This window comes from Micromonospora andamanensis (assembly GCF_016863495.1).
GTDB lineage: Bacteria > Actinomycetota > Actinomycetes > Mycobacteriales > Micromonosporaceae > Micromonospora > Micromonospora andamanensis.
Window position 1 is genome coordinate 64,769 of the sequence record NZ_BOOZ01000015.1, and the last position, 21,266, is coordinate 86,034.

Consider the following 21,266-nt stretch of genomic DNA (forward strand, 5'->3'; position numbering starts at 1 on the left):
GGTACCAACCTTAACGAAACAGAGGTGGTCAGAGCGTGAGCCCCGAAATCTCGTCCGCTGCCAGCTTCATCCCCTCGTCGTGCCTGCACACCATCTTCCGCGCTGCCCAGGAAGCCGAGCGGCGCACCGGCGCCGAGGTGGTGAAGCTGCACGTCGGCGACCCCTACTTCCACCCGGCGCAGAACGTCGCTGACGCCTTCGTCGCCGCGGTCCGCCGTGGCGACACCAAGTACACGGGCCCGGACGGTCTGCCCGAGCTGCGCGAGGCGGCTGTGGAGAAGCTGCGGACGGACAACGGGGTGGACACGGTTGTCGACCGGGTCCTCGTCACCCCGGGCTCGTGTGAGGGACTTGCCGCCCTGCTGCAGACCCTCAGCGAGCCGGGCGCCGAGATCCTCCTGCCGGAACTGCACTGGCCGGTCCATCTGCAGCAGAGTCTGCTCGCCGGGCTGCGGCCGGTGTTCTACCCGCTCGGGCCCGGTTTCCGACCCGAGGTCGAGCGGATCGCGGCCGTCGCCGGCCCCCGGACCAGGGTGTTGCTGATCAATTCGCCAGCCAATCCAACAGGTGTGGTGCTGACCCCCGACGAGATCAGTGCCCTGCTCGACCTGGCCCGTACCCGGGGTTGGCACGTGGTCAGCGACGAGGCGTACGAGCACTTCTGCTACGAGCGCGAACACCTCTCCGTCGCCTCTCTGGAGCGCGACCTGCCTGTCGACGAGCGCATCGTGCACAGCGTCTTCAGCTTCTCCAAGAGCTTCGCGATGACCGGCTACCGGCTCGGATACGTCGTGTTGGCGAACGACCGCGCCGCCGATGTCATGCGGGTGGTCCAGGAGGCGAACATCATCGGTACCAACACCCCGGTGCAGCACGCCGGGGTCGCCGCGCTGGCCAGCCGGTCCGACGCCGCCGCCACCAACCGGAAGCTGGTGCAGCGTAACCGGGACGTGGCCCTGCCGCCGCTGGTCAAGGCCGGGTTACTGGACGAGCTGCCCGCCGGGGGCTGGTACGCGATGCTCGACGTGGCCAGCACCGGGCTGGACGCCGAGACGTTCGCGCTGCGTCTGCTGGAGCGCAAGGGCGTCGCCGTGGTCGCCGGCAACGGCTTCGCCATGCGTCCCCAGCTCGACGACCGGGGGCACATCCGTGCCCACGACTACGCGCCCTGGGCACAGCATCTGGTCCGGGTCGCGTTCTGCGTGGATCCCGGCTGGTTGGAGACCGGGGTGCGCCGGATCCTGGAGTTCGTCGACGAGTGCGGCGGTGCGGGTCACCGGTCCGCGGGATGAGCCGGAGACCTGCCGTCGGGCCAGCGGCGCGCCGGCAGGTACGGCAGCCCGGGACGTTCCCTGTGCGTTCGAGCGAGGAGGAGGGCACACCATGCCGGAGCCCGTGACAGGCATCGTCGCGCCGCCACTTGTCGACCCGGCGCAGTTCCGCTCCCTCATGGCCGCCCACCCCGCCGGGGTGGCCATCGTCACGACCGCGGCGCGGGACGGCGTTCCGTGGGGGATGACCTGTTCGTCGGTGTGCAGCGTCGCGCTCCAGCCGCCGACGCTGCTGGTGTGCCTACGCGCCGCGAGTCCGACACTGGCGGCCCTGCTCGACGTGTCCGCCTTCGCGGTGAACCTGTTACGCGACCACGCCGAGCCGGTCGCGCAGCTGTTCGCCTCCGGCGCACCGGACCGCTTCGAGAAGGTCGGGTGGGTCCCGGATCCGGAGTCCGGGATGCCGCACCTGGTCGACGACGCCCACACGACCGCGGACTGCCGCGTCAGCAAGGCCCTGCCCGTCGGGGACCACGTCGTGGTCTTCGGGACGGTGTTGCGGGTCCGCACCCACGCGGTCGCCCCGGTGAGCCCGCTGCTGTACGGCATGCGGCGGTACTGGTCGCTGGCCGTCACCCCGGCGTCCGAACCCGACGGGACGGGCCCGGACGGCCGAAGGTGAACGAGATACCTGGAGTGCAGATGAGCAGTGTCCGCACCGGCGCACAGCACGACGCGCCTCGTCCGTCCGGCCCCAGGGCCCGGATCCCCGACTGTCCGCTGGGGCGCACCGTGGAGGTCGTGGGCGCCTGGTGGACGTTGGAGATCCTGCACGAGATCTTCAACGGCCACACCACGTTCGGGGCCATCCAGCACAACCTCGGAACGCCCACCGAGCTGCTGCTGGAGCGTTTCGGTGACCTTCGCGACAGAGGTCTGGTCGAGCCGGCGGTCGGGGCCCCGAACACCGACGGCCGGGAGTACCGGCTGACGCCCCTGGGCCGGACGCTCCGCCCGCTGTTGCTGGTCATCGCGGCGTGGGGCAACCATCGGCTCGCCCCGCAGGATCGCAGCGTCATCCTGGTCGACACCGACACCGGCGTGGAGGTGGACCCGATAGTGGTGGACCGGCGGACGGGTCGGCGTCTCGACACCGAGAACGTGGTGTTCGCCCGGGGTCCGAAGGCCAGCGAGATGGTCACCGCGCGGTACCCGAAGATCATGCTTACCCCCTGAGTATGTCGTCAGGACGGATGGCGGTGCCCCGCCGCATGTGCGCCGTGGAACGGCGTGCTGACGCCGTCGTACCGTAGGCGCAGCATCATGCCCTGATCGGCGTGTGGCAGGTTGTGGCAGTGGTTCATCCAGATGCCAGGGTTGTTGGCCTGGAAGACGACCTCCCACACCTCGCCCGGGCGCACGTCGAAGGTGTCCATCCAGAGCGGACTGCCCGAGGACGGCTGGCCGTTGCGGGACAGGATCAGCACCGGATGGCCGTGCAGGTGCCAGGGATGGGTCTCCAGACTGCGGTTGACCACTGTGAACCGGACGACGTCGCCCTCGGCGACGAGCTGGTCCGGAATCGACGGGTGGCCACGCCCGTTGACCGTCTGCGCGAACGCGGGGCGTCCGTCGACCATGGCCAGCCCCCGGTCGAGCACGAGGGTGAACTGCCGGTCCACGGACGCGGTGCGCAACGGTACGGGGGTCGAGGTGCCGTAGGTGAGCAGGTCGAGTTCCGGCCACGCGGCGGTGTCCTGCGTGGCCGCCTCGCCGTCGGGCGCGTCCGAGCGGGGTCGCAGCCACACCGCGACCACACCGTCGACGAACAGCGCCACGGCGGTCTCCGGCATGACGAACACCAGGTCGCGCCGCCCACCCGCAGCGACCCGTACCGCCGTCCGACTGGTCTCACCGGGGCCCTGCAGGTCACGGCCGTCCACCGCGACCACCCGGTACGAGCTACCCGCCAGCGCGAAACGACGCGGGTCGGAGTCGGTGTTGACCAGGCGCAACCGGACCGTCGAACCCGCCGCCGCGACATGCTCGACACCCGCGACCGCCGCGCCGCCGGTGAAGGTGTGCACCGGGACGACCACGTCCAGATCCGCGGGGTCGGGATCCGTGCGGGGAGCCACGACGAGCACCCCGTAGAGGCCACGCCGCACGCCGACATGGGAGGCGTAATGGGTGTGATACCAGTACGTCCCGACCTGGTCGGCGCGGAACCGGTAGACGAACGCGTCGCCCGGCGCGACCGCCGGCTGGCTGAGGCCCGGCACGCCGTCCTCCCCGCACGGCACGTCGTAGCCGTGCCAGTGCATGGTCACGCCCTCGTCGATGTCCTGATTGACAAGCCGCACCGCGATGAGGTCACCCTCGGTGGCGGTGAGCTGAGGGCCGGGCGCCGCACCGTCGAAGGTCCAGGCGTCGACGTCCTGCCCGGACGGCAGACGCACGGCGGCCTTGCGGGCGGTCACCCCGTACGCGCGTCGCACGCCGCCCGGCGCGGGGGTGTCCGGCCCGCGCAGGTCGGCCACCGACACGGTGGGCCGGCGGCTGGGACCGGGGCCGCCGCCCACCGTGGGGCCGGGGGCGGCGGAGAGCACCGACAGGCTCGCGCCGGTGCCTGTCGCACCGATCGCGACCACGCCACCGGCGACGCCGAGGAAGCCACGGCGGGACAGGCTCGGCCCGGCGTTCGGGGCCTCCTCCCCCACGACGTCCACGTGCGGCGCCGGGAGCGACCGCGCGGTGAGCAACGCGGCCGCCACCACCACACCTACCGCGATCAACGCCGTCGGCAGGGTCAGCGGATAGCCGACGAGGTAGGTGACCACGAAGCCGGCCAACGCGGCGTACCCGGCGGTGAACAGCGCGACGGTGCCGGCCCGCTCCCGGCCGAGCCGCCGGGGCGCTCCGGTGGCCCACGCGCGCAGCGGCGGCCCGGCGACCACCGCCGCGACCAGCGCGGCGGTCGCGAGCAGCGGCATGCCGAGCAGCACCTTCTCCTGGACGAACCACCAGCCCCGCCCGGCCAGCACCGCCACTGACCCGGCCTTGGCGAGGGTGAGCACCAGCCCCGCGACGAGCAGCACCAGGGCTGCCCTGGCGCGGCCCAGCGCCGCGGTCACCCCGGCGGCGAGCCACGCGCCGGCGCCGAGCAGCGCCCAGGCATGGTCCAGGACGGTCAGCGCCGCAGTGGTCATGACCGGGTCGCGTGGCTGAGCTCGGTGCGCTGCCAGGCGATCTGGCGAGCCTCCCGCACCACCCAGATGGTGACCCCGACGATGATCAGCCCGTTGACGGCGTGCACGCCGAAGATGAGGTGACCCGTCTCGGAGCCCTCGCCGAAGGACCTGGCGACCTCCCGGATCAGCGACTGGATGAGCACCAGCCCGGCCACCATGGCCGTCCTGCCGATGACCCGGCCAGGCATTCGGGCGATCGCGGAGACGACCGCGAGCAACGCGGCGAAGAAGAGGATCAGATACCCGAGGATGCGGTGGGGGGAGAACGCTTCCTCGATCGGCGCGGAGTCGAACGCCCCACTGGCAGCGAGATAGAACTGTGCGACCTCGGCGAGCAGCAACAGTGACGCCAGGCCCGCGAAGAGCTTCTTCATGGCACAGATCATCGTGTTCGGTCCACCTGTCGCGCGTGGGGCGAGACGTGGCACCTGGTACGCGGATCCGCGTACCAGGAGTCGGCCCAGATACGTCGCAGGGCGTAGTCGGCCACGCACCGGAGCGTGTGCCGGGTGTCGTAGGATCGCGGCATGAACCTGCGGGCGATGCCGGAACGACTGCGGGCCTGGCTCGCCCGGCGGCCCGCCTGGTTCGCAGACGTCCTGCTGGCACTCTTCGTCACAGTGGTCCAGGTGCAGAGCGTCAGCGACTACGGTGCTGTCCTTCCCGAGCCGGTCGCCCGACCCACGTCGGACTTCGGCTACGCCGGCTACCTCCTGGTGCTGCTGAGCGGCCTGGTCATCGTCTTCCGTCGCCGGTGGCCGGTCGCCGTGTTCGTGGTCACCGGGGTGGCGAGCCTCGTCTACTTCGGCCTCGGGTTCCCCGACCGGCTGGCCTGCCTCGGGCTGTTCGTCGCCCTGTACACCCTCGCCGCCTACGGCGACGGACGCCGGTTCCTGCTGATCGCGGGTACGGGCACCGCGGTGCTGTCCGTCGGATGGTTGATCGCTGGGGCTGACGTCCAGCCGAGGGAAGCAGTGGCCTGGGTTCTCCTGCGGATCGGGGCCTCGGTCATCAGCATCACGCTCGGTGAGTCCGTACGATCCCGCAGGGTCATCGCCGCCGACGCGCAGCGGCGGGCCGAAATGGCCGAGCGGGCCCGCGAGGAGGAGACCCGGGCCCGGGTCGACGCCGAACGGCTGCGGATCGCCCGCGAGGTCCACGACACCGTCGCGCACGCCATCGCCATCATCAACGTGCAGGCCAGCGTCACCGCGCACGTACTCGACAAGCGGCCCGCCCAGGCCCGCGACGCGTTGCGGGCCATCGAACAGACCAGCTCGCGGGCGCTGCACGAGATGCGTGCGGTGCTCGGGGTTCTGCGCGAGGACGACGGCCGTGAACCCCACCCGGGTCTCGACCAGCTCCACGCACTCGCCAGCAAGGCCCGTGAGGCCGGCCTCGACGTCAGCATCGAGAAGAGTTCGGACGTGGCGCCCTTGCCGAGCGCTGTGGACAGCGCGGCCTACCGCATCATCCAGGAGTCGATCACCAACGTGATCCGCCACGTCGGACCAACCCGGGTGACCGTATCGGTCGAGGTCGATTCCGACACACTGGGCATCCGCGTGACGGACGAGGGCACCAGCGATCCGGTGCTCGTCGCGGTGGGCGCCGGTCCGCCGTCGAGCGGCCGGGGCATCATCGGCATGCGGGAACGCTGCCAACTACTCGGCGGTGAACTGCACGCGACGTCCCGCCCCGGCGGTGGCTTCGAGGTCGTCGCCCGCCTGCCGCTCGCGCCGGTTGCGCCACGCCCGTGACCGACATGTCCATCAAGGTGCTGCTCGCCGACGACGAGCGGCTGGTCCGTTCCGGATTCCGGCTGCTGCTCGACCTGGAGGACGACATCACAGTCGTCGGTGAGGCCACGAACGGGGCCGAGGCCGTCGAGCTGGCTCGCGCCACCCGGCCCGATGTCGTCCTCATGGACATCCGGATGCCGCGCCTCGACGGCATCCGCGCGGCGGAGCAGATCGTCGAGATGCCCGGCATGGACCGGGTCCGCATACTCATCCTCACCACCTACGACACCGACGAGAACGTCTTCGAGGCTCTCCAGGCGGGTGCCAGTGGCTTCCTGCTCAAGGATGCCGGCCCCGCCGAGCTGCTGCACGCCATCCGGGTCATCGCCGCCGGCGACGCGCTGCTCGCCCCTCGGGTCACCCGTCGGCTGATCAGTCAGTTCACGGCCCGGCGTAAGGCCGCGCAGGCGGGCGAGGACCGACTCGCGGTGCTCACCGACCGCGAGCGTGAGGTGCTCGTGCTGGTGGCGCAGGGGCTGAGCAACGACGAGATCGGCGCCGCGCTGTTCCTCAGCCCCGCCACCGCGCGCACGCACGTCAGCCGGACGATGGGCAAACTCGGTGCCCGCGACCGGGCGCAGCTCGTGGCGATCGCCTACCAGACCGGGCTGGGCCAGTACACCGAACAGCACTGACCCGGTCCCCCGCACCGGTCCGGAAAGGAACAGGCAAGAGTCCATTCGGGACCGTGGTCCGGCTGTCACCATCGGGCCATGAGCGAGCCCGCCCCCGGCGGCCGGTCCCTGGATCTGGTCGACCCAGCCACCTTCGTCGACAACGACGTGCATGCGTTCTGGCGGGACGTGCGGGCAGAGAGCCCGGTCTACTGGCACCCCGCCACGGAGAGCAACCCGGGGTTCTGGGTGGTGTCCCGGTACGCCGACGTCCAGGCGCTCTACCACGATCCGGCGCTCAGTTCCGAGCGCGGCAACGTGCTGGACGTGGTGCTGCGCGGCAACGACTCCGCGGGCGGCAGCATGCTCGCGGTCACCGACGGGCCGTCCCACCGGAAACTGCGCAACCTGATGTTCAGCGCCTTCACCCCACGGGCGCTCGGCGAGGTGGTGACGAACGTCCAGCTCCGCTCCACCGAACTGGTGTCGGCGGTCGTCGGCGCGGGCTCGTTCGACTTCGCCGCCGAGGTCGCCGACCAGATCCCGATGAACACCATATGTGACCTGCTGTCGGTGCCGCTCGGCGACCGCAGGGACCTGCTCCGGTGGAACAAGATGGCCCTGTCGTCGGACCGGGCCGACAGCAGCGACCTCGACGCGCTCAGCGCCCGTAACGAGATCCTGCTCTACTTCGTCGACCTGGCCGAGGATCGGCGGCGCACGCCCGGTGACGATGTGATCAGCATGCTCGCCAGCGCCGAGGTGGACGGGGTTCGGCTGACCGTCGAGGAGATCGCGGTCAACTGCTACAGCCTGATCCTCGGCGGCGACGAGACGTCCCGGATCTCGGCGATCTGTGCCGTCCTGGCCCTGATCGAGCACCCCGACCAGTGGGACGCCCTGCGGACCGGTGCGGTCGACCTCGACTCGGCTGTGGAGGAGGTCCTCCGCTGGGCGACCCCGGGGATGCACGTGGCGCGCACCGCCCGCAGCGACTTTTCGGTTCACGGGCACCAGATCCGCGCCGACGACATCGTCACGCTGTGGAACATCTCGGCGAACAACGACGAATCGGTGTTCGACAAGCCGCGTCGGTTCACCCTGTCGAGGTCGCCCAACAAGCACCTGTCGTTCGGCCACGGCCCGCACTACTGCCTCGGTGCGTTCCTCGGTCGCGCCGAGCTGCGGGCGCTGCTCACCGCCTTGACCGGTCAGGTGCGCCGGATGGAGCTGTGCGGCAAGCCCCGCCCCATCTACTCGAACTTCGTCTCCGGCTACGACACCCTGCCCGTCCGTTTCGAGATGTCGAGGTGACAGTGAAAAAAGCCGTCTGTGTCATCGGCGCGGGCCCGTCGGGTCTGATCGCGATGAAGGAACTGCTGGACGAGGGCCACACCGTGACCTGCTTCGATCACAACGCCGACCTCGGCGGCGTGTTCCGTGCGGGGGCGGGTACCGACGAGCCGGGCGCCTACGATTCGACGCTGCTGACCATCTCCAACTACATGATGGCGTTCTCCTGCTTCCCGCCGCCGGAGAAGCAGGAACGGCGGTTCTGGACGGCGATCGAGTACCGGCAGTACCTCCACGACTTCGCCGACGCCTTCGGCCTGCGTCAACTCATCCGCCCGCGGACCGACGTGCTGAGCGTGGCCAGGAGCGACAGCGGCGAGGGATACGTGGTCGAGACCGCGCCTGTCGACGATCCCACCGCCCGGATCAGCCACCAGTTCGACGCGGTCGTCGTCTCCAGCGGCACCCACCGGGTTCCGAACAAGATCAACCTGCCGGGGCAGGAGGATTTCACCGGGGTGGTCACCCATTCGGCGTTCTACCGCAACGCCGAACCGTTCCGCGGCAAGCGGGTCCTCTGCCTGGGCATCGGCGAAACCGCTGCCGACGTCGTCAACGAGATCGCCCAGGTGGCGGCGAGCTGCACGCTGTCGGTGCGCCGGTGGCAGTCCGTCGTCGCACGGTTCCCGGGTGATCGGCCGCATCCGAACGACGCCTACACCTCCGAAATGCTGAACGCACTGCCGCTGGCGGCAGCCACCGCTGTGCACCGCGTCGGTACGTTGCTGGGCAAGCGGTTCGGCAAGACCGCCGCGAGTCGGGCGATCGCCGAGTGGAACTCGCACAACAAGAGCTTCTTCAACCATTTTCTGACCAAGAACGAGGCTTTCATCCACCGGATCGTCGACGGCACGCTGACGGTCAACGCCTCCGGCATCGAGCGACTCGGCGCGGACCACGTCGTGTTCAAGGATGGCCGGCGGGAGACGATCGACACGATCGTGCTGAACACCGGGTACACCGAGGACTTCACCCTGCTGAAGGACGTGCACATCACCGATGTGCGCCAGATGTACAAGCACATGATCCATCCGGAGCTCGGCACGGGAGTGGTCTTCATCGGATGGGCCCGCCCCGCTGCGGGTGGTGTACCGGCCTGCTCGGAGATGCAGGCCCGCTACTTCGCGCTGTTGTGCAGCGGCAAGCGGACGCTGCCGCCACCGGACCAGCTCGACCAGTTGATCAAACGGCAGGCGGCGTACGAGGACGAGTTCTTCACCGGCAACCCCGAGCTGCGTACGCTCGTGCACTACAACCGGTACATGATCGACTTTGCCAGGGTGATCGGGTGCTCACCGTGGCGTCCGGAGGTGTTCCGCAACCCGCGCCTGGCCTACCACCTGTGGTGCGGTTCGCAGGTGCCGCTCGTCTTCCGCCTCAACGGGCCGCACAGCGACCGGGTGAACGCAGAGCGCCGGATCCTGGAGCTACCCGTCGCGTTCAACGCCGCGGAGATCGTCCTGGCCACCGCGCTCACCGGCGTCACCCGTGCGCTGGGCGCGGTGGGCCTGGTGAAACGGGACGGGGTTTACTGACGGTCGGGTGCTGCCCGCGACCCACAGCACGAGCAGCACCCGACTCCCGCCTACCGTGACCGCGCCATGATGACGGCCAGCTCGGCCAGGCTCTCGGCCTCGAAGACCGAACGCATCGGTACGGTCACGCCCAGCTCCTTGCGCATCCGGCTGGCGAGCTTGGCGGCGAGCACCGAATGGCCGCCCAGCTCGAAGAAGTTGTCCTGCGGGGTCACCTCGGTGATCTCCAGCGTCTCAGCGACCAGGCCGCACAGCAGTTCCTCGAGCGACGGTGCGGGACCCGAACCGTCGCCAGCGTGGTAGCCGGCGGGCGTACCGGACTCCGACGACGGAGCGCGATCCGGAACGACGCGCTGCTCGGGCGGAGCCGTCGCCGCCCGCTCGGCGAGCGCCTTGCGGTCGATCTTGCCGTTCAGCAGGGTGGGCATCCGGTCGAGCACGACCACAGCCGAGGGGACCATGTGTTCGGGCAGGGCTGCCCGGGCGTGCTCGCGTACCTCCGCCGCCGTGATCGCCCGTGGCCCGGACGCGGTCACGTAGGCGACGATGTGCTGGGTGGAGGCGTCGGCGCCGGCCAGCACCGCCACGGCCAGCTCCACCGCCGGGTGGCTCTCCAAGCGTGTCTCGACCTCGCCGAGTTCGACCCGGAAGCCACGGACCTTCACCTGGTCGTCGACCCGGCCGGTGAAGTAGAGCTCCCCGTCGGCCGCGCGTCGGCCACGGTCGCCGGAGCGGTACATCCGGCTCCCGGGCGGACCGTAGGGGTTGGCGACGAACCGGGCCGCGGTCAGGCCCGGTCGGTGCAGGTACCCACGGGCCACGCCACTGCCGGACAGGTAGAGCTCCCCCTCACCGCCGTCACGCAGATCGCGCAGCCGCTCGTCGAGCACGTACACCGCGCTGCCGTCCCACGGCGACCCGATGCTCACCGCCTCCTGCACGCCCTCGACAGGTCCGCCGATCGACGTGCCGACTGTCACCTCGGTCGGGCCGTAGCCGTTGAACAGCCGCCGGCCCTTCGACCACTGCGCCGCCAGGGCCCTGGTGCAGACGTCGCCGGTGGAGGTGAGCGTGCCGGCGGGCAGCAGCCCCGCGCTGTCGGTGATGCTCAACGCCACCGGCGGTAGCGTGGCGTGGTCCACCCCGTGCCTGAGCATGGTGTCGCGCAGCGACTCCCCCGGCATCAGGTCGTCCTGCGGGGCCATCACGAGCGTCGCGCCGTGCATGAGGGCCATCGTGAAGTCCCAGAACCAGGCGTCGAAGCTGAACGACGCCCATTGCAGCACCCGTTCGCCGCGACGGATGCCGTAGACCCGGGCCTGGGTGGAGACCAGGTCTGCCACCCCGGCGTGGGTGAGGGCGACTCCCTTGGGCACGCCTGTGGAGCCGGAGGTGTAGATGACGTACATCAGGTTGTCGGCGGTGAGGGATGCCAGCCGTTCGTCGGGCGTGACGTTGTCGTCGCGTTCACCTGCGCAGGCCGCCACGAACGCGGGATCGTCGATCACCAGCTCCGGTACGCCCAGGTGCACCGTCGCGACACTTTCGGTACGCAACGACAGCACGGCGCGCGAGTCGGTGACCATGTGCGTCAGCCGCTCGGCCGGATAGGTCGGATCGAGCGGCAGATACGCTCCCCCGGCCTTCAGCACGGCGAGGACCGCCGTGATCAACGTGTCCGAGCGTGGCACCGCCACCGCGACAAGCGAGTCCGGTCCCACACCGGCCATGATGAGCCGGCGGGCCAGCCGATTGGCCCGGGCGTTCAGTTCCGCGTATCCGACGACGGTTCCACCGAAGACGACCGACGGAGCATCACCGGACGTCAGCGCGCTCGCCTCAAAGAACTCCGAAACAGTGTCCACTCCGCCTCCGACGCAGCTTTCCTGCCAATGTGGCAACGACGTTATCCGTGGTCGCACGGCGTCCTGCCGTACGCTTTCCCGGGTCTTTCAATCAGCTCGCGGTCCGACGAACCGCACGTCGGCCGTCGTGGCGCGCGCCGCGCGGTCCCGACCGGAGGCGGTTTGGCGGCAGCGCGTCCGCTCACCGTGGTCGGGTCCTCCTGGACGCCGCCGCGACGGTCCGCCGGGTGTCCACCTGGGGCGTCGACGCCCGTGATCCGGGCTCGACGAAGAAGCCGCGCCCCCACACCGTGCGGATCGCCAGGCCGACGACCTCCAGCCGGCGGCGGAGCCGCATGACGTGCAGGTCGAGTGCGTTGCTGGACGAGCTGGCTCCGGAGGTCTCCAGAATCTCCCGTAGCTCGGTCCGGTAGACCAGCTGGCCGTATCTGGCCAGCAGCGGCGCCAGCATCTCGCACTGCATCAGCGAGAGTGTGACGGACGCGTTGTTGAAGTACAGCATTCCGGCCGGGTCCAGCACCGGCTTCTCGTTGAGTACCGCCCGGGCCGCCAACTGGCGGATCCGGACCTGGAGGTCCTCCCGACCGATTGGTGGGCGCACCCAGTCCTCGTAGAGACTCAGTTGGTCCGGCGGTGCCGCGCCGTGTTCCACGATCAGCAGACAGAGGTGCTGCTGCTCGTGGCATTCCGCGCGGATGTCGCTTTCCGCAGGCCAACGAACGAACTTAACGCGGTTTTTGACATCGACCATCGCCTGCATCCCCCATAGCCACCATGTCTCGATGGGAATCAAGAAATGCCACCCTTGAGACACTCCTCACAGGTCTGTCTTCTTTCCGTTCAGGAGCTTGGCCGGTGCGTCGGTCACCAGCGTGTGGTCGCGTCCGTCGGGCTCGGAGCGCGATGACGGTCCGGCCTGCCCGTCGTGCCGTAGTGACCAGCGCACCAGCGGCCCGGTCGCCGCGGTGGTGACCACTGCGACGAGCACGAGAACGCTGTACCCGAGCTGGTTGAGGAAGCCGGCCTGGTAGCCGATGCTGAGCACGACCAGCTCGGTCACCCCTCGGCAGTTCATCAGCATCCCGAACCGCAGCGCTTCGCCGTTCGGCATCCCGGTGAGCCGGGCCACGCCGCCCGCCCCGATGATCTTGGTTACCACCGCCGCCACGAGCACCCCCGCGAACACCAGCCAGGTGACCGGCGTGGTGCCCAGCAGCCCGATCGAGGTCGTCATGCCCACGCCGGCGAAGAACAACGGCAACAGGATGAGCAAGGTGAAGCCCTCCAACTGCTGGCAGATGCGTTCCACCACCAGGGAGTCGCGCGGAACAGCGACGCCGAAGAGAAAGGCGCCGACCACCGGATGCAACTGGATGGACTGGGTGAGCACCGAGTAGCCGATCGCTCCGGCCACCAGTACCACGGTCAGCGACTGATTGGAGCCCAGCCGCCGGACCAGCGCCACCAGCAGCGGGCGTACGCACAGCGCCGTCACGAGAACCAGGGCGGCCCCGAGCAGCAGGACCCGCACTCCCCCGCCGCCCGCGCTCTGCCCGGCCAGCAGGAATGCGAGCACCAGCCAGAGCAGCCCGTCGCCGATGGCGGCCGCCGAGATGGACAGCGCGCCGACGCTCGTGTGCCGCAGCTTCAGGTCGTCGAGGATGCGCGCCAGCACGGGTAACGCGGTCACCGCCATGGCCAGTCCGACGAACATCATCGTGCCGGCCGGCGAGCCCTGCGAGCCGACGAACAGACCACCTGTGGCGGCCACGATGCCCATGCCCGCCAACCACGGCAGGCCCATGCCGGCGATCACCACCGCCCCGACCACGCCCTTGCGCTCGATCCGGTCGGTACGCAGCTCACAGCCGAGCAGGAAGACGAAGATGACCAGACCCAGTTGCGCGACCTTGTCCAGCCCCTCCATCACCGCCGGGGGGAACAGGAACCCGGTCGCGGACGGCCAGACCGCGCCGAGCAGCGACGAACCGAGCACCAGGCCGCCGACCATCTCGCCGACGACCGAGGGCTGGCGGAACCGGCGGGCCAGCGCCGCGAACGCCTGGCAGGCCACCAGGACCACCGCGACCGCGAGCAGGAACCGGGTGAGCGAGTCTCCGTCGTGTGACCCGGCCGTCCTCCACAGCGGAACCGTGCTGACCAGCACGACGAGCCCGAGGGCCACACCGAGCAGGGTGCGGGTCCGCGGCGACAGGGTGATCACGCCCGCGATCCGGTCGACGGGGCCGGGTCCGGGCTGGCACCGGCACGCCCGGCTGCCGGCCCGGCGTCGCGCAGGCTCCTCGGTCGCATGTCGGTCCAGACCCGGTCGATGTGGTCGATCACCTCCCGCCGGGGCGCCGGACCGTGCACCACCCGCCAACCGTCGGGGACGGTGATGCCCACCGGCCACAGTGAGTACTGCTCCTCGCTGTTGCGGAGGGCCAGGAATTCCGTGCTGTCGTCGTCGAACGGATTGGACACGCGGACAACCCCTAAGGATCTCGAATGGTTTCCGGACGGTGACGGGTCAGGGGTGCGGCAGGCCTCAGTCCTCGTGGCTGGTGTGGTGGTGACCGGCGAGGGGGTGAGGACCGATCGTCAGGCCGGCGCGGGTGCCGGGTTCTCGATGAACAGCTGTCGTGCCTTCGCCCGTTGCAGCTTTCCGCTCGTGGTCTTGGGGATGCTGCGTCTCGGGACGAGGTGCACCTGGGCCACGGGCACGCCTGTCTGTGCGCTGACCGCGGCCCGGATCGCCTGACGCAGCGGCTCATGCTGATCGGTGGGCACGTACGACTCGACGATGAGGTGCAGTTCCTCGGAGTCGCCGTCCTCGGGTCGGTGGCCGACGGCGACGACCGTACCGAGGCGGACGCCCGGCACCGATTCGGCGGCCTGCTCGATGTCGGACGGGAAGTAGTTGGCGCCCCGGATGATGATCAGGTCTTTGGAGCGCCCGGTGATGCGGATCTCGCCGTCTCGCAGGTAGCCGACGTCGCCGGTCTTCCACCAGTCCGGCTCGGCGATGGCCGCAGCGGTCTCCTGCGGCAGGCCGAAGTAGCCGACCGTGCGGGCCGGGCTGCGGAACTGGATGTCACCGATCTGGTTGTCGCCAAGCGGGTTGCCGTCCCCGTCGACGATGCGGATCTCGGTGCCCGCGACGGGCACGCCGCAGGCCACGACCTGCATCCCGCTCGCCTCACCCGGGTCGACATCGATCACCTGGCCGTGGGTGACGGCTGCCGTGCGGTCGATGGTGTCGACCCGGACCGGGCCGTTGCCCGGCGACATGGTGATGGTCAGGGTGGCCTCGGCCATGCCGTAGCAGGGCATGAACACGTCCTGCCGCAGCCCCCACTGCTGGAACCGATCGACGAAACGCTTGATGGTGCCGGGATGGATGGGCTCCGCGCCGCAGAACGCCATCCGCCAGGACGACAGGTCGACACCGTCGAGGTCGCTGTCGCGGACCCGGTCGGCGGTGTACCCGTAGGCGAAGTTGGGGGCCGCCGCGAGGGTTCCCCCCATCGCGGTGATGTTGCGCAGCCACTCGACAGGCGAGCGCAGAAACTGCGTCGGCGGCATGAGCACGCTGCCACTCCCGGTGTAGACCGGAACCATGAGACCCGAGATGAGCCCCATGTCGTGGTAGAGCGGAAGCCAGCTCACCGACCTGTCCTCGGCTGACCATCCGGTCGCCGCGACGCTCTGCGTCAGGTTGGCGGCCAGGTTCGCGTGCGAGATCATGACGCCCTTGGGCCTGCCGGTCGAGCCGGACGTGCACTGGATGAACGCCAGATCGTCCTCGGCGGGCAGGCGGAACTGCGCCAGCGACGCCTCGGCGGACGCTGCACGCTCCAGCAACACGTCACCGTCGATGAACACCGTGTCCGCCACGGCCTCCGACGCCTGAACCACAGCAGCCCTCGCCACCACGGCCGCCGGCCGCAGGTAGGCCACCAGTTCCTTCACCTGACCGTCGAACCCGGACGCACGCCCGAAGCTCGTCGGCACCGCGATCGCCGTCGGGGCAGCACCCAGCAGTTGGCAGCCGAAGAACGCCGTCACGAACGTCCAACTCGTCGGCAGACAGAACAACACCCGGTCGCCACGGCGCACCCCGTACTCGGCGAGAACCGCCGCACAACGCAACGCATCGTCGAACACGGCGTCGTACCGGCGAGGCTCCGCCCGCCCCGGCTCGGGCACGACAGTCATCGTCGCGCCGTCCGGCCCGCGCTCCGCCTGTGCCACAAGCGCGTGCACCACCGTCGGATAACCCGGAACAACAGCACTCATCAACCCCGCTCCTCACACCCTAGGACGGCCCCATTCACCACCCGTGGCGAGCCCGGAGGTCGGTGCTCAGGGAGCACCTGTCCGGCCTGCGACCCGCACGGTCAACTCGTCACCCACGGACGGACCATCGCGATCCGCCGCGTTCCCCTTCGCCCGCGGTGTGCCGTCGGGGCAGACCAACCACACCCGCCGGACACCGACGTGCCTCATCGCCGCACCGCCAGGGCGAACGAGCAACCGCCCTCGGAGCGCACCCACACCGGCACCGACAAGCCGTCGAACGCTGCGACCAGCCCCGCGTCGGAGCGGGCCAGCCCGATCCGCCAGAACAGCAGGCCGTCCCCGGCAGCTGTCCCGTCCAACGCCTTGAATGCCGCTTCCTTGGCCGAGAACAGTTCGACCGGGCTGTAGTCGCCGGCGGGCGCCAGCAAGCTGCGCCGCTCCGACTCGTACAGGACAAAATCGACAACGCGCCGGGTGAGGACCGCGTCCTCGATGTCGACGCCCACCCCGGCGGCACCGGGGACCACCACCGCGACCGCCAGGCGGTCGGTGTGCGCGATGGACCCGGGATACCCGCGTGGAAACTCCGGCCGGCCGCCGACGACCCGAGGCACGGTCCGGACCACCGATCCCGCCGCGGCCAGCGCCGCAGCGGCGGCCTGACGACCCGCCGCGAACTGCTCGCGCGGCCCGTACGGCGGCGCCACCGGACGCCATTCGAGGTACGTGCCCGGTGTGCCGGTGGCGAGGGTCGCGGGTACGGCGGTCACTGAGTCACCTCACACGCGCAGCGCCACGACGTGCTCGGCCAACGAGCTGATCGAACGCAGCACCTCCGGTTGGATGTCGTCGTCCCACTCGAAGCCGAACGCGTCCTCCATCCTGACCAGCAGGCTGACCAGCGCGGCCGAGGACAGGCCCTGCTGCCGCAGCGACACGGTGTCCGAGACCGTCCGGACGAAGCTGTCCGGACCATGCATCTCGATCAGCAGCTCCCGGATGCGCTGCCGGGTCTCCGTCACCTGGTCAGCCATTGGTCTCGACCTCGTCGGCGAACGTCGCCACCAACGCCGGGAAAATCGCCGCGCCGTCCAGGAACGGCAGCTGAACCGCCCCCGATAAATTGTCGAGCGTCACGATGACCTCACCCACAGACACCACATCCCCCTTATTCACCCGTGCGCGCCGAACGCGCATTCGGGTGACTGCAAAACGTCCCGCCGGCGCCCGGTCCGAAATGGGCCCGGACAGGTCAACCGGTGAAACGGCCAGCGGGCTCCGTCTTCAGGACGCCGCCCGCCAATCCGAACGCGCCGATCCGATCTCATGGCACCACGCGGACTTCCGCCCTTATGCTCAAAGCGGCGGAACACTACCGTACGCTATCATCTGATCGACGTACTGCAATCCGTTAATTCTGCATACCCGGTTGTGCGCTTCGCACGCATCACGTATAGAGAGTTCGTCCGGAATCTCAGGAACGTTCTCCGCCGACGCCTTTGTCATCTGCTTCGGACATACACATAAGGCCTGTGGACCGTCGGGTATAAGGCCTTATTCCCGACGGTCCACAGATAGCACTTACCCCGGCCAGCTGGCACTCGGTGAGCCGCCGCCCGACACGTTTGTCCTACCGCGCGTCGCGCCACATGAAACAGGTGTTGATACCGAGAATCGCCTCCTGGGAGACCACCTGGAAACCGAACCTCTCGTAGAGCACGACGTTGCGGTCGACGTCCGCCTGGAGGAACGCCGGCACCTTCTGCCGATCGACGTCGGCGAGGAAGGCGGTGAGCATTGCCGATCCGATCCCGTACCCCTGGTGTTCGGGGTGGACCGCGATCGGCCCGAGGTGCCAGTGAGGTCTGCGCGGCTCGTGCTTGGCTCGCCCGCCCACCACCTTGAGGGCCCGTGGCAGTCCCAGGCCGATCGTCCGGACCTGCGAAGGAATCGACTTGATCTTCTCGCCGACAGTCATCTGGCAGTGCGGCCACTGGGCGGCCTTGAGGACGCCGGCGAGTTCGCCTTTCCGCTCGGCGACCAGCACGTGGCTGGCACTGTTGCCGAGCTTGAGGGTGAGGGCCGCGTGTTCCATGATCCGGGCAGCCTTGTCCCGATTACCGCCGGCGATGGCCAGGTTGCTCGGATTGAGGGCGAACGCGAGCCCGACTATCCGGCTTGCCTCGGCCATCTCAGCCGGGGTGATGCGCCGCACGGTCACATCGCTCATATGTCAACCTCCGGGTCGGTTGTCGGGTAGATGGGGTGTCAACCCGCCACCCACGGCATCGTCGAGACGTCGGCCGCAGTGATGCGGGTGGGATGGAAGCCGTGTCGACCGGCCAGTTCGAGAGCGGACACCACGCCGGCGACGGACAGCCCGCCGTAGGACGGACTCGCCGTGTCCGGTTCGAGCCCCAGCAGGATGGTCTCGGCCAGGCACGAGTAGACGATGCCCGGCGGCAGCGTGATGCCCGGGAAGTGCGGTGTCTGCCCGCCAGGGAGCCGGACCCGGCCACCGGACACGAGGGTGACGTTCGGCAGGTCCGCCACCGCCGGGTGCGCGTCGCCCGGCACCGCGAGATCGCAGACGAGGACGTCCCGGTCAGCGGCCAGGTGGGTGGGCAGGATGACCGGGTCGGCCGCGTTCGTGGCGCTGACCACGATCGGGCAGTCACGCAGCGCGTCGAGGTCCTCGGCGACCGAGACGTCGACCAGGTGGGCCACCCGTTTGGCGACTGCGGCCAGTCTACGGCCGGAGCCGGGCCTGCCGACGAGGACGAGCGACTCGCAGTGCGGGGCGACAAGATCGGCCATCACCGCTCCGATGTTGCCGATGCCGCCGACCAGACCGACCCGGCGGGCACCGGACCCGCTGCTGCTCAGGTGGCGCTGGAGCAGGTCGTAGGCGCAGGCGGCGGTGAGCGAGTTGCCGGAGGTGACGCGTACCTCGTGCTCGATGACGTCCCGCCCGGCGCCGGTGACGATCGAGGTGTAGCCGCCCAGACCGACGACGTCGCCGCCGAGGGAGACGCCCAACTCCACCGCGTCCAGCACCGTCCGGGCCAACCAGGGCCGGTGCCCCGCGCGCAACGCGTCGACCGCCTGAGCGGCGGTGAACGGCACCGCCAACACGCTGACGTCGACCATGCGTCCGGTCTCCGATGCCACCCGGTGCCGCACGACCTCGAAGGGGTTCAGCTCGCCACGCATCCGGTCCAGGGCCGCGGCGCACCGGTCGTCCGACCACTCCGCCAGCTCCGGGGCCAGGGACCGCACCGTGGACGCGTTGTCCAGGTTGGCGAGGAACACCACGTGCGGGACGTCCCCGTCGCGGTGGGCCCGCTGCTGACGAGGCGGCGACGCCACATGCTGGCGTGGCCGCCAGGCTCCGGTGGGCGGCACGGCCAGATGCGCCAGCAACGTCGCGTAGTCGCCCTTGGCGAGCAGGGCGGCCACGTCGTCGAACGCCGCGACGGCCCGCTCGATGTCCTCGGGTTCGAGCAGGGCGGACGGCTGCACCCGTACGGTCGTGGGCGCGGACAGGGTGGGCATGACCCGGACCCGATGGGCGTGCAGCAACCGACCCGCGATCAGGAACCCGAGCGACTCAGCGTCGAACACCGCACGCAGCAGGGCCGACTCCGGCTGCGGCAGGTGGAACTCCACACCGATCAGCAACCCTCGGCCCCGCACCTCCACGACCGCCTCCGGCCACCGTGCCGCCACCTTGGCGAGTTGGTCACGCAGCTCAGCACCGATCGTGGTGATTCGGTCGTGGTGGCTCTGGTAGAGGTCCAGGGCGGCCACCGCGATCAACGCGGAGAAGTCGTCCTCAGCGAAGGTGGACGTGTGGTGACGGCCGAAGTCAGCGACGTACCGGTCGGCCGCGACCATCATCGCCGAGATCTTGGCCAACCCCCCGCCCAGCGATTTCGACAACAGATAGTAGTCGGCCACTACTCCGGACGGCTCCGACGCCAGGAACGTACCGGTCCGGCCCATGCCGCACTGGATCTCGTCGAACACCAGCACCGCGTCGTGCCTGTCGGCCAGGTTCCGCAGGGCGGCCAGGGTCTCGGTCGGCACCTCGCGTACCCCGGCCTCGCCCTGGATGGGCTCGGCGAAGCAGGCCGCGACCGGGGACAGGTTGCGGGCCGTCGAATGCGGCACCCCGTCCGCGTCCACATGGACGGTGCAGACCTCGACGAGCCGGTCGTCGAGCGCCGCCAGCACCACCTCGGGCGTCCAGTCGGCCAACCGCACCCGTCGGGGGCCCGGCACGTGCAGGTCCTCGGGCACGTTGGCGCCGTGCGTCAGGGTGCCCGCAGCTGTCGTCTTGCCGTGGAAGGCGTCCCGCAACGAGACCAGGACCGGCTCGGCCCGCAGCACGTCGACGACCTTCTCGACGGCCTCGGTGACCACCTCACCGCAGGGACGCCCGGCAGCGGGCCCGCTGCCGCACGGGATGTCGGCGAGGCCGTCGCGACGCAGCCGGCGCAGGGACCGCTCCAGTTCCTCGCGCAGCGCGCCGAGCCGCCTGCGCCGCTCGACCACGGCGTGCTTCACCGCGGCCTCCACCGCGTCCGCACCTGTGGACCCCAGCGTCACCACGTAGTCCACGCCTGTGGTGGCCTTCACCAGCGCCGACAGCTTCGCGGCCAGCGCCGCCGCCCCCGGGCGGATGCTCGCCTGTGCGTTGAAGGGAAGTTGCTCGTCGAGGCACCGCCGGGCCGCCGCCACCAACGCCGGATGGTTGTGCCCGAACAGGGACGAGCCGGCACCGCCGACCAGGTCGAGCACCTGATCGGCGGTGCCGGTGCCCGACACCGGCTCCAGCATGAGGCGGTCGCCGCGCCCGCGGCGGTAGGTCACGTCCAGGTTGAGTGCCTGGAAGAGACGGCCCAGCTCGGGGCGGGCAAAGCGACCGAAATCGACCTCGGCGCTCACGGCTGGCCGATCCCGCTCCCGACCCGTACGGTCATCGAGGCGGTCACCTGGTTCACGACGTCACGCAGCGTCCGCATCGACGCCGCCTGGCTGTCGGACATCTGCACCTCGAAGAGAGACTCCATCTCCACGATCAGATCGATCGACCGCACCGAGTCCAGGCCGTAGTCCGCCAACGGCGTGTCCGGATCCAGCTCCGGCACCTGCAACCGGCGACGGAACAACTCGTCAACCACATCCAGAACTTCGCGATCCATTGCGCTCCCCCTCCTCACGCAACGCGCCGTCCCACCCGGCGCCTTGGCAGCCGACTCCTCGGTCGC

General features: G+C 69.9%; 20 protein-coding genes. 7 read left to right on the forward strand and 13 right to left on the reverse strand.

The genetic code is table 11. The annotated features are described in order from the left end of the window. Positions 1–35 precede the first annotated feature (35 nt). The 3 genes from Van01_RS15175 (at position 36) to Van01_RS15185 (ending at position 2,507) form a co-directional block, all read left to right on the forward strand. Positions 36–1,292, forward strand: a complete 1,257-nt coding sequence (locus Van01_RS15175; RefSeq protein WP_204007333.1) for a pyridoxal phosphate-dependent aminotransferase — start codon at positions 36–38, stop codon at positions 1,290–1,292. A 91-nt stretch (positions 1,293–1,383) separates the two neighbouring features. Next, a complete protein-coding gene (locus Van01_RS15180; RefSeq protein ID WP_204007335.1) occupies positions 1,384–1,953 on the forward strand; it encodes a flavin reductase family protein in 570 nt (189 codons plus the stop codon). Positions 1,954–1,973: 20 nt separating this feature from the next. After that, positions 1,974–2,507, forward strand: coding sequence for a winged helix-turn-helix transcriptional regulator (locus Van01_RS15185; protein ID WP_204007337.1), 534 nt, complete (start codon positions 1,974–1,976; stop codon positions 2,505–2,507). A gap of 8 nt (positions 2,508–2,515) precedes the next feature. Here Van01_RS15185 and Van01_RS15190 read toward each other — a convergent pair whose 3' ends face one another. After that, the gene (locus Van01_RS15190) at positions 2,516–4,480 is read right to left on the reverse strand and encodes a multicopper oxidase family protein (RefSeq protein WP_204007340.1); all 1,965 of its coding nucleotides are present in this window, start codon (positions 4,478–4,480) and stop codon (positions 2,516–2,518) included. Next, positions 4,477–4,896, reverse strand: a complete 420-nt coding sequence (locus Van01_RS15195; protein ID WP_204007342.1) for a DUF6220 domain-containing protein — start codon at positions 4,894–4,896, stop codon at positions 4,477–4,479. The genes Van01_RS15190 and Van01_RS15195 overlap by 4 nt, the downstream gene beginning before the upstream one ends. Positions 4,897–5,049: 153 nt before the next feature. On the opposite strand from Van01_RS15195, the gene Van01_RS15200 reads away from it, so the two are divergent. The 4 genes from Van01_RS15200 (at position 5,050) to Van01_RS15215 (ending at position 9,826) form a co-directional block, all read left to right on the forward strand. Beyond that, positions 5,050–6,282, forward strand: coding sequence for a sensor histidine kinase (locus Van01_RS15200; protein ID WP_239093043.1), 1,233 nt, complete (start codon positions 5,050–5,052; stop codon positions 6,280–6,282). A gap of 5 nt (positions 6,283–6,287) precedes the next feature. Next, positions 6,288–6,959 (forward strand): response regulator transcription factor, encoded by a 672-nt coding sequence (locus tag Van01_RS15205; protein ID WP_204007626.1) that lies wholly within the window; start codon positions 6,288–6,290, stop codon positions 6,957–6,959. Positions 6,960–7,037: 78 nt separating this feature from the next. After that, positions 7,038–8,252: a cytochrome P450 gene (locus tag Van01_RS15210; RefSeq protein WP_204007344.1), complete on the forward strand. Its 1,215-nt coding sequence runs from the start codon at positions 7,038–7,040 to the stop codon at positions 8,250–8,252. Beyond that, a complete protein-coding gene (locus Van01_RS15215; protein WP_204007346.1) occupies positions 8,171–9,826 on the forward strand; it encodes a flavin-containing monooxygenase in 1,656 nt (551 codons plus the stop codon). The genes Van01_RS15210 and Van01_RS15215 overlap by 82 nt, the downstream gene beginning before the upstream one ends. Positions 9,827–9,876: 50 nt before the next feature. On the opposite strand, the gene Van01_RS15220 is transcribed toward Van01_RS15215, so the two are convergent. The 11 genes from Van01_RS15220 to Van01_RS15265 form a co-directional block, all read right to left on the reverse strand. Beyond that, positions 9,877–11,691, reverse strand: a complete 1,815-nt coding sequence (locus Van01_RS15220; protein ID WP_204007348.1) for a non-ribosomal peptide synthetase — start codon at positions 11,689–11,691, stop codon at positions 9,877–9,879. A 181-nt stretch (positions 11,692–11,872) separates the two neighbouring features. Further along, complete coding sequence (locus Van01_RS15225) at positions 11,873–12,442, reverse strand: helix-turn-helix domain-containing protein (RefSeq protein ID WP_158240212.1); 570 nt, start codon at positions 12,440–12,442, stop codon at positions 11,873–11,875. 66 nt (positions 12,443–12,508) lie between these two features. After that, entirely contained in the window at positions 12,509–13,915 is a 1,407-nt protein-coding gene (locus tag Van01_RS15230) for a cation:proton antiporter domain-containing protein (RefSeq protein ID WP_204007350.1), read from the reverse strand. Next, on the reverse strand, positions 13,912–14,175 hold the full coding sequence (locus Van01_RS15235) for an MbtH family protein (RefSeq protein ID WP_204007352.1): 264 nt from the start codon (positions 14,173–14,175) through the stop codon (positions 13,912–13,914). The genes Van01_RS15230 and Van01_RS15235 overlap by 4 nt, the downstream gene beginning before the upstream one ends. Positions 14,176–14,292: 117 nt before the next feature. Beyond that, positions 14,293–15,990: a fatty acyl-AMP ligase gene (locus Van01_RS15240; protein WP_204007354.1), complete on the reverse strand. Its 1,698-nt coding sequence runs from the start codon at positions 15,988–15,990 to the stop codon at positions 14,293–14,295. Between the two features lie 206 nt (positions 15,991–16,196). Further along, a complete protein-coding gene (locus tag Van01_RS15245; RefSeq protein WP_204007365.1) occupies positions 16,197–16,763 on the reverse strand; it encodes a 4'-phosphopantetheinyl transferase family protein in 567 nt (188 codons plus the stop codon). Between the two features lie 9 nt (positions 16,764–16,772). Next, positions 16,773–17,027 (reverse strand): phosphopantetheine-binding protein, encoded by a 255-nt coding sequence (locus tag Van01_RS15250; protein WP_204007367.1) that lies wholly within the window; start codon positions 17,025–17,027, stop codon positions 16,773–16,775. After that, complete coding sequence (locus Van01_RS33490) at positions 17,020–17,145, reverse strand: hypothetical protein (protein WP_275410343.1); 126 nt, start codon at positions 17,143–17,145, stop codon at positions 17,020–17,022. The genes Van01_RS15250 and Van01_RS33490 overlap by 8 nt, the downstream gene beginning before the upstream one ends. A 478-nt stretch (positions 17,146–17,623) precedes the next feature. Further along, positions 17,624–18,223: a GNAT family N-acetyltransferase gene (locus Van01_RS15255; protein ID WP_204007369.1), complete on the reverse strand. Its 600-nt coding sequence runs from the start codon at positions 18,221–18,223 to the stop codon at positions 17,624–17,626. Positions 18,224–18,261: 38 nt separating this feature from the next. Then, complete coding sequence (locus Van01_RS15260) at positions 18,262–20,943, reverse strand: aminotransferase class III-fold pyridoxal phosphate-dependent enzyme (protein WP_204007371.1); 2,682 nt, start codon at positions 20,941–20,943, stop codon at positions 18,262–18,264. Next, a complete protein-coding gene (locus Van01_RS15265) occupies positions 20,940–21,200 on the reverse strand; it encodes an acyl carrier protein (protein ID WP_099845494.1) in 261 nt (86 codons plus the stop codon). Before Van01_RS15265 ends, Van01_RS15260 begins: the two co-directional genes overlap by 4 nt. Positions 21,201–21,266: the final 66 nt, after the last annotated feature.

Bases quoted from the DNA above. Each gene is read 5' to 3' on its own strand.
- Van01_RS15200 (WP_239093043.1), top strand. From the start codon at position 5,050: ATGAACCTGCGGGCGATGCCGGAACGACTGCGGGCCTGGCTCGCCCGG.
- Van01_RS15190 (WP_204007340.1), bottom strand. From the start codon at position 4,480: ATGACCACTGCGGCGCTGACCGTCCTGGACCATGCCTGGGCGCTGCTC.
- Van01_RS15180 (WP_204007335.1), top strand. From the start codon at position 1,384: ATGCCGGAGCCCGTGACAGGCATCGTCGCGCCGCCACTTGTCGACCCG.
- Van01_RS15250 (WP_204007367.1), bottom strand. From the start codon at position 17,027: ATGGCTGACCAGGTGACGGAGACCCGGCAGCGCATCCGGGAGCTGCTG.
- Van01_RS15185 (WP_204007337.1), top strand. From the start codon at position 1,974: ATGAGCAGTGTCCGCACCGGCGCACAGCACGACGCGCCTCGTCCGTCC.
- Van01_RS15205 (WP_204007626.1), top strand. From the start codon at position 6,288: ATGTCCATCAAGGTGCTGCTCGCCGACGACGAGCGGCTGGTCCGTTCC.
- Van01_RS15225 (WP_158240212.1), bottom strand. From the start codon at position 12,442: ATGGTCGATGTCAAAAACCGCGTTAAGTTCGTTCGTTGGCCTGCGGAA.
- Van01_RS15195 (WP_204007342.1), bottom strand. From the start codon at position 4,896: ATGAAGAAGCTCTTCGCGGGCCTGGCGTCACTGTTGCTGCTCGCCGAG.
- Van01_RS15240 (WP_204007354.1), bottom strand. From the start codon at position 15,990: ATGAGTGCTGTTGTTCCGGGTTATCCGACGGTGGTGCACGCGCTTGTG.
- Van01_RS15265 (WP_099845494.1), bottom strand. From the start codon at position 21,200: ATGGATCGCGAAGTTCTGGATGTGGTTGACGAGTTGTTCCGTCGCCGG.
- Van01_RS15210 (WP_204007344.1), top strand. From the start codon at position 7,038: ATGAGCGAGCCCGCCCCCGGCGGCCGGTCCCTGGATCTGGTCGACCCA.
- Van01_RS15255 (WP_204007369.1), bottom strand. From the start codon at position 18,223: ATGAGCGATGTGACCGTGCGGCGCATCACCCCGGCTGAGATGGCCGAG.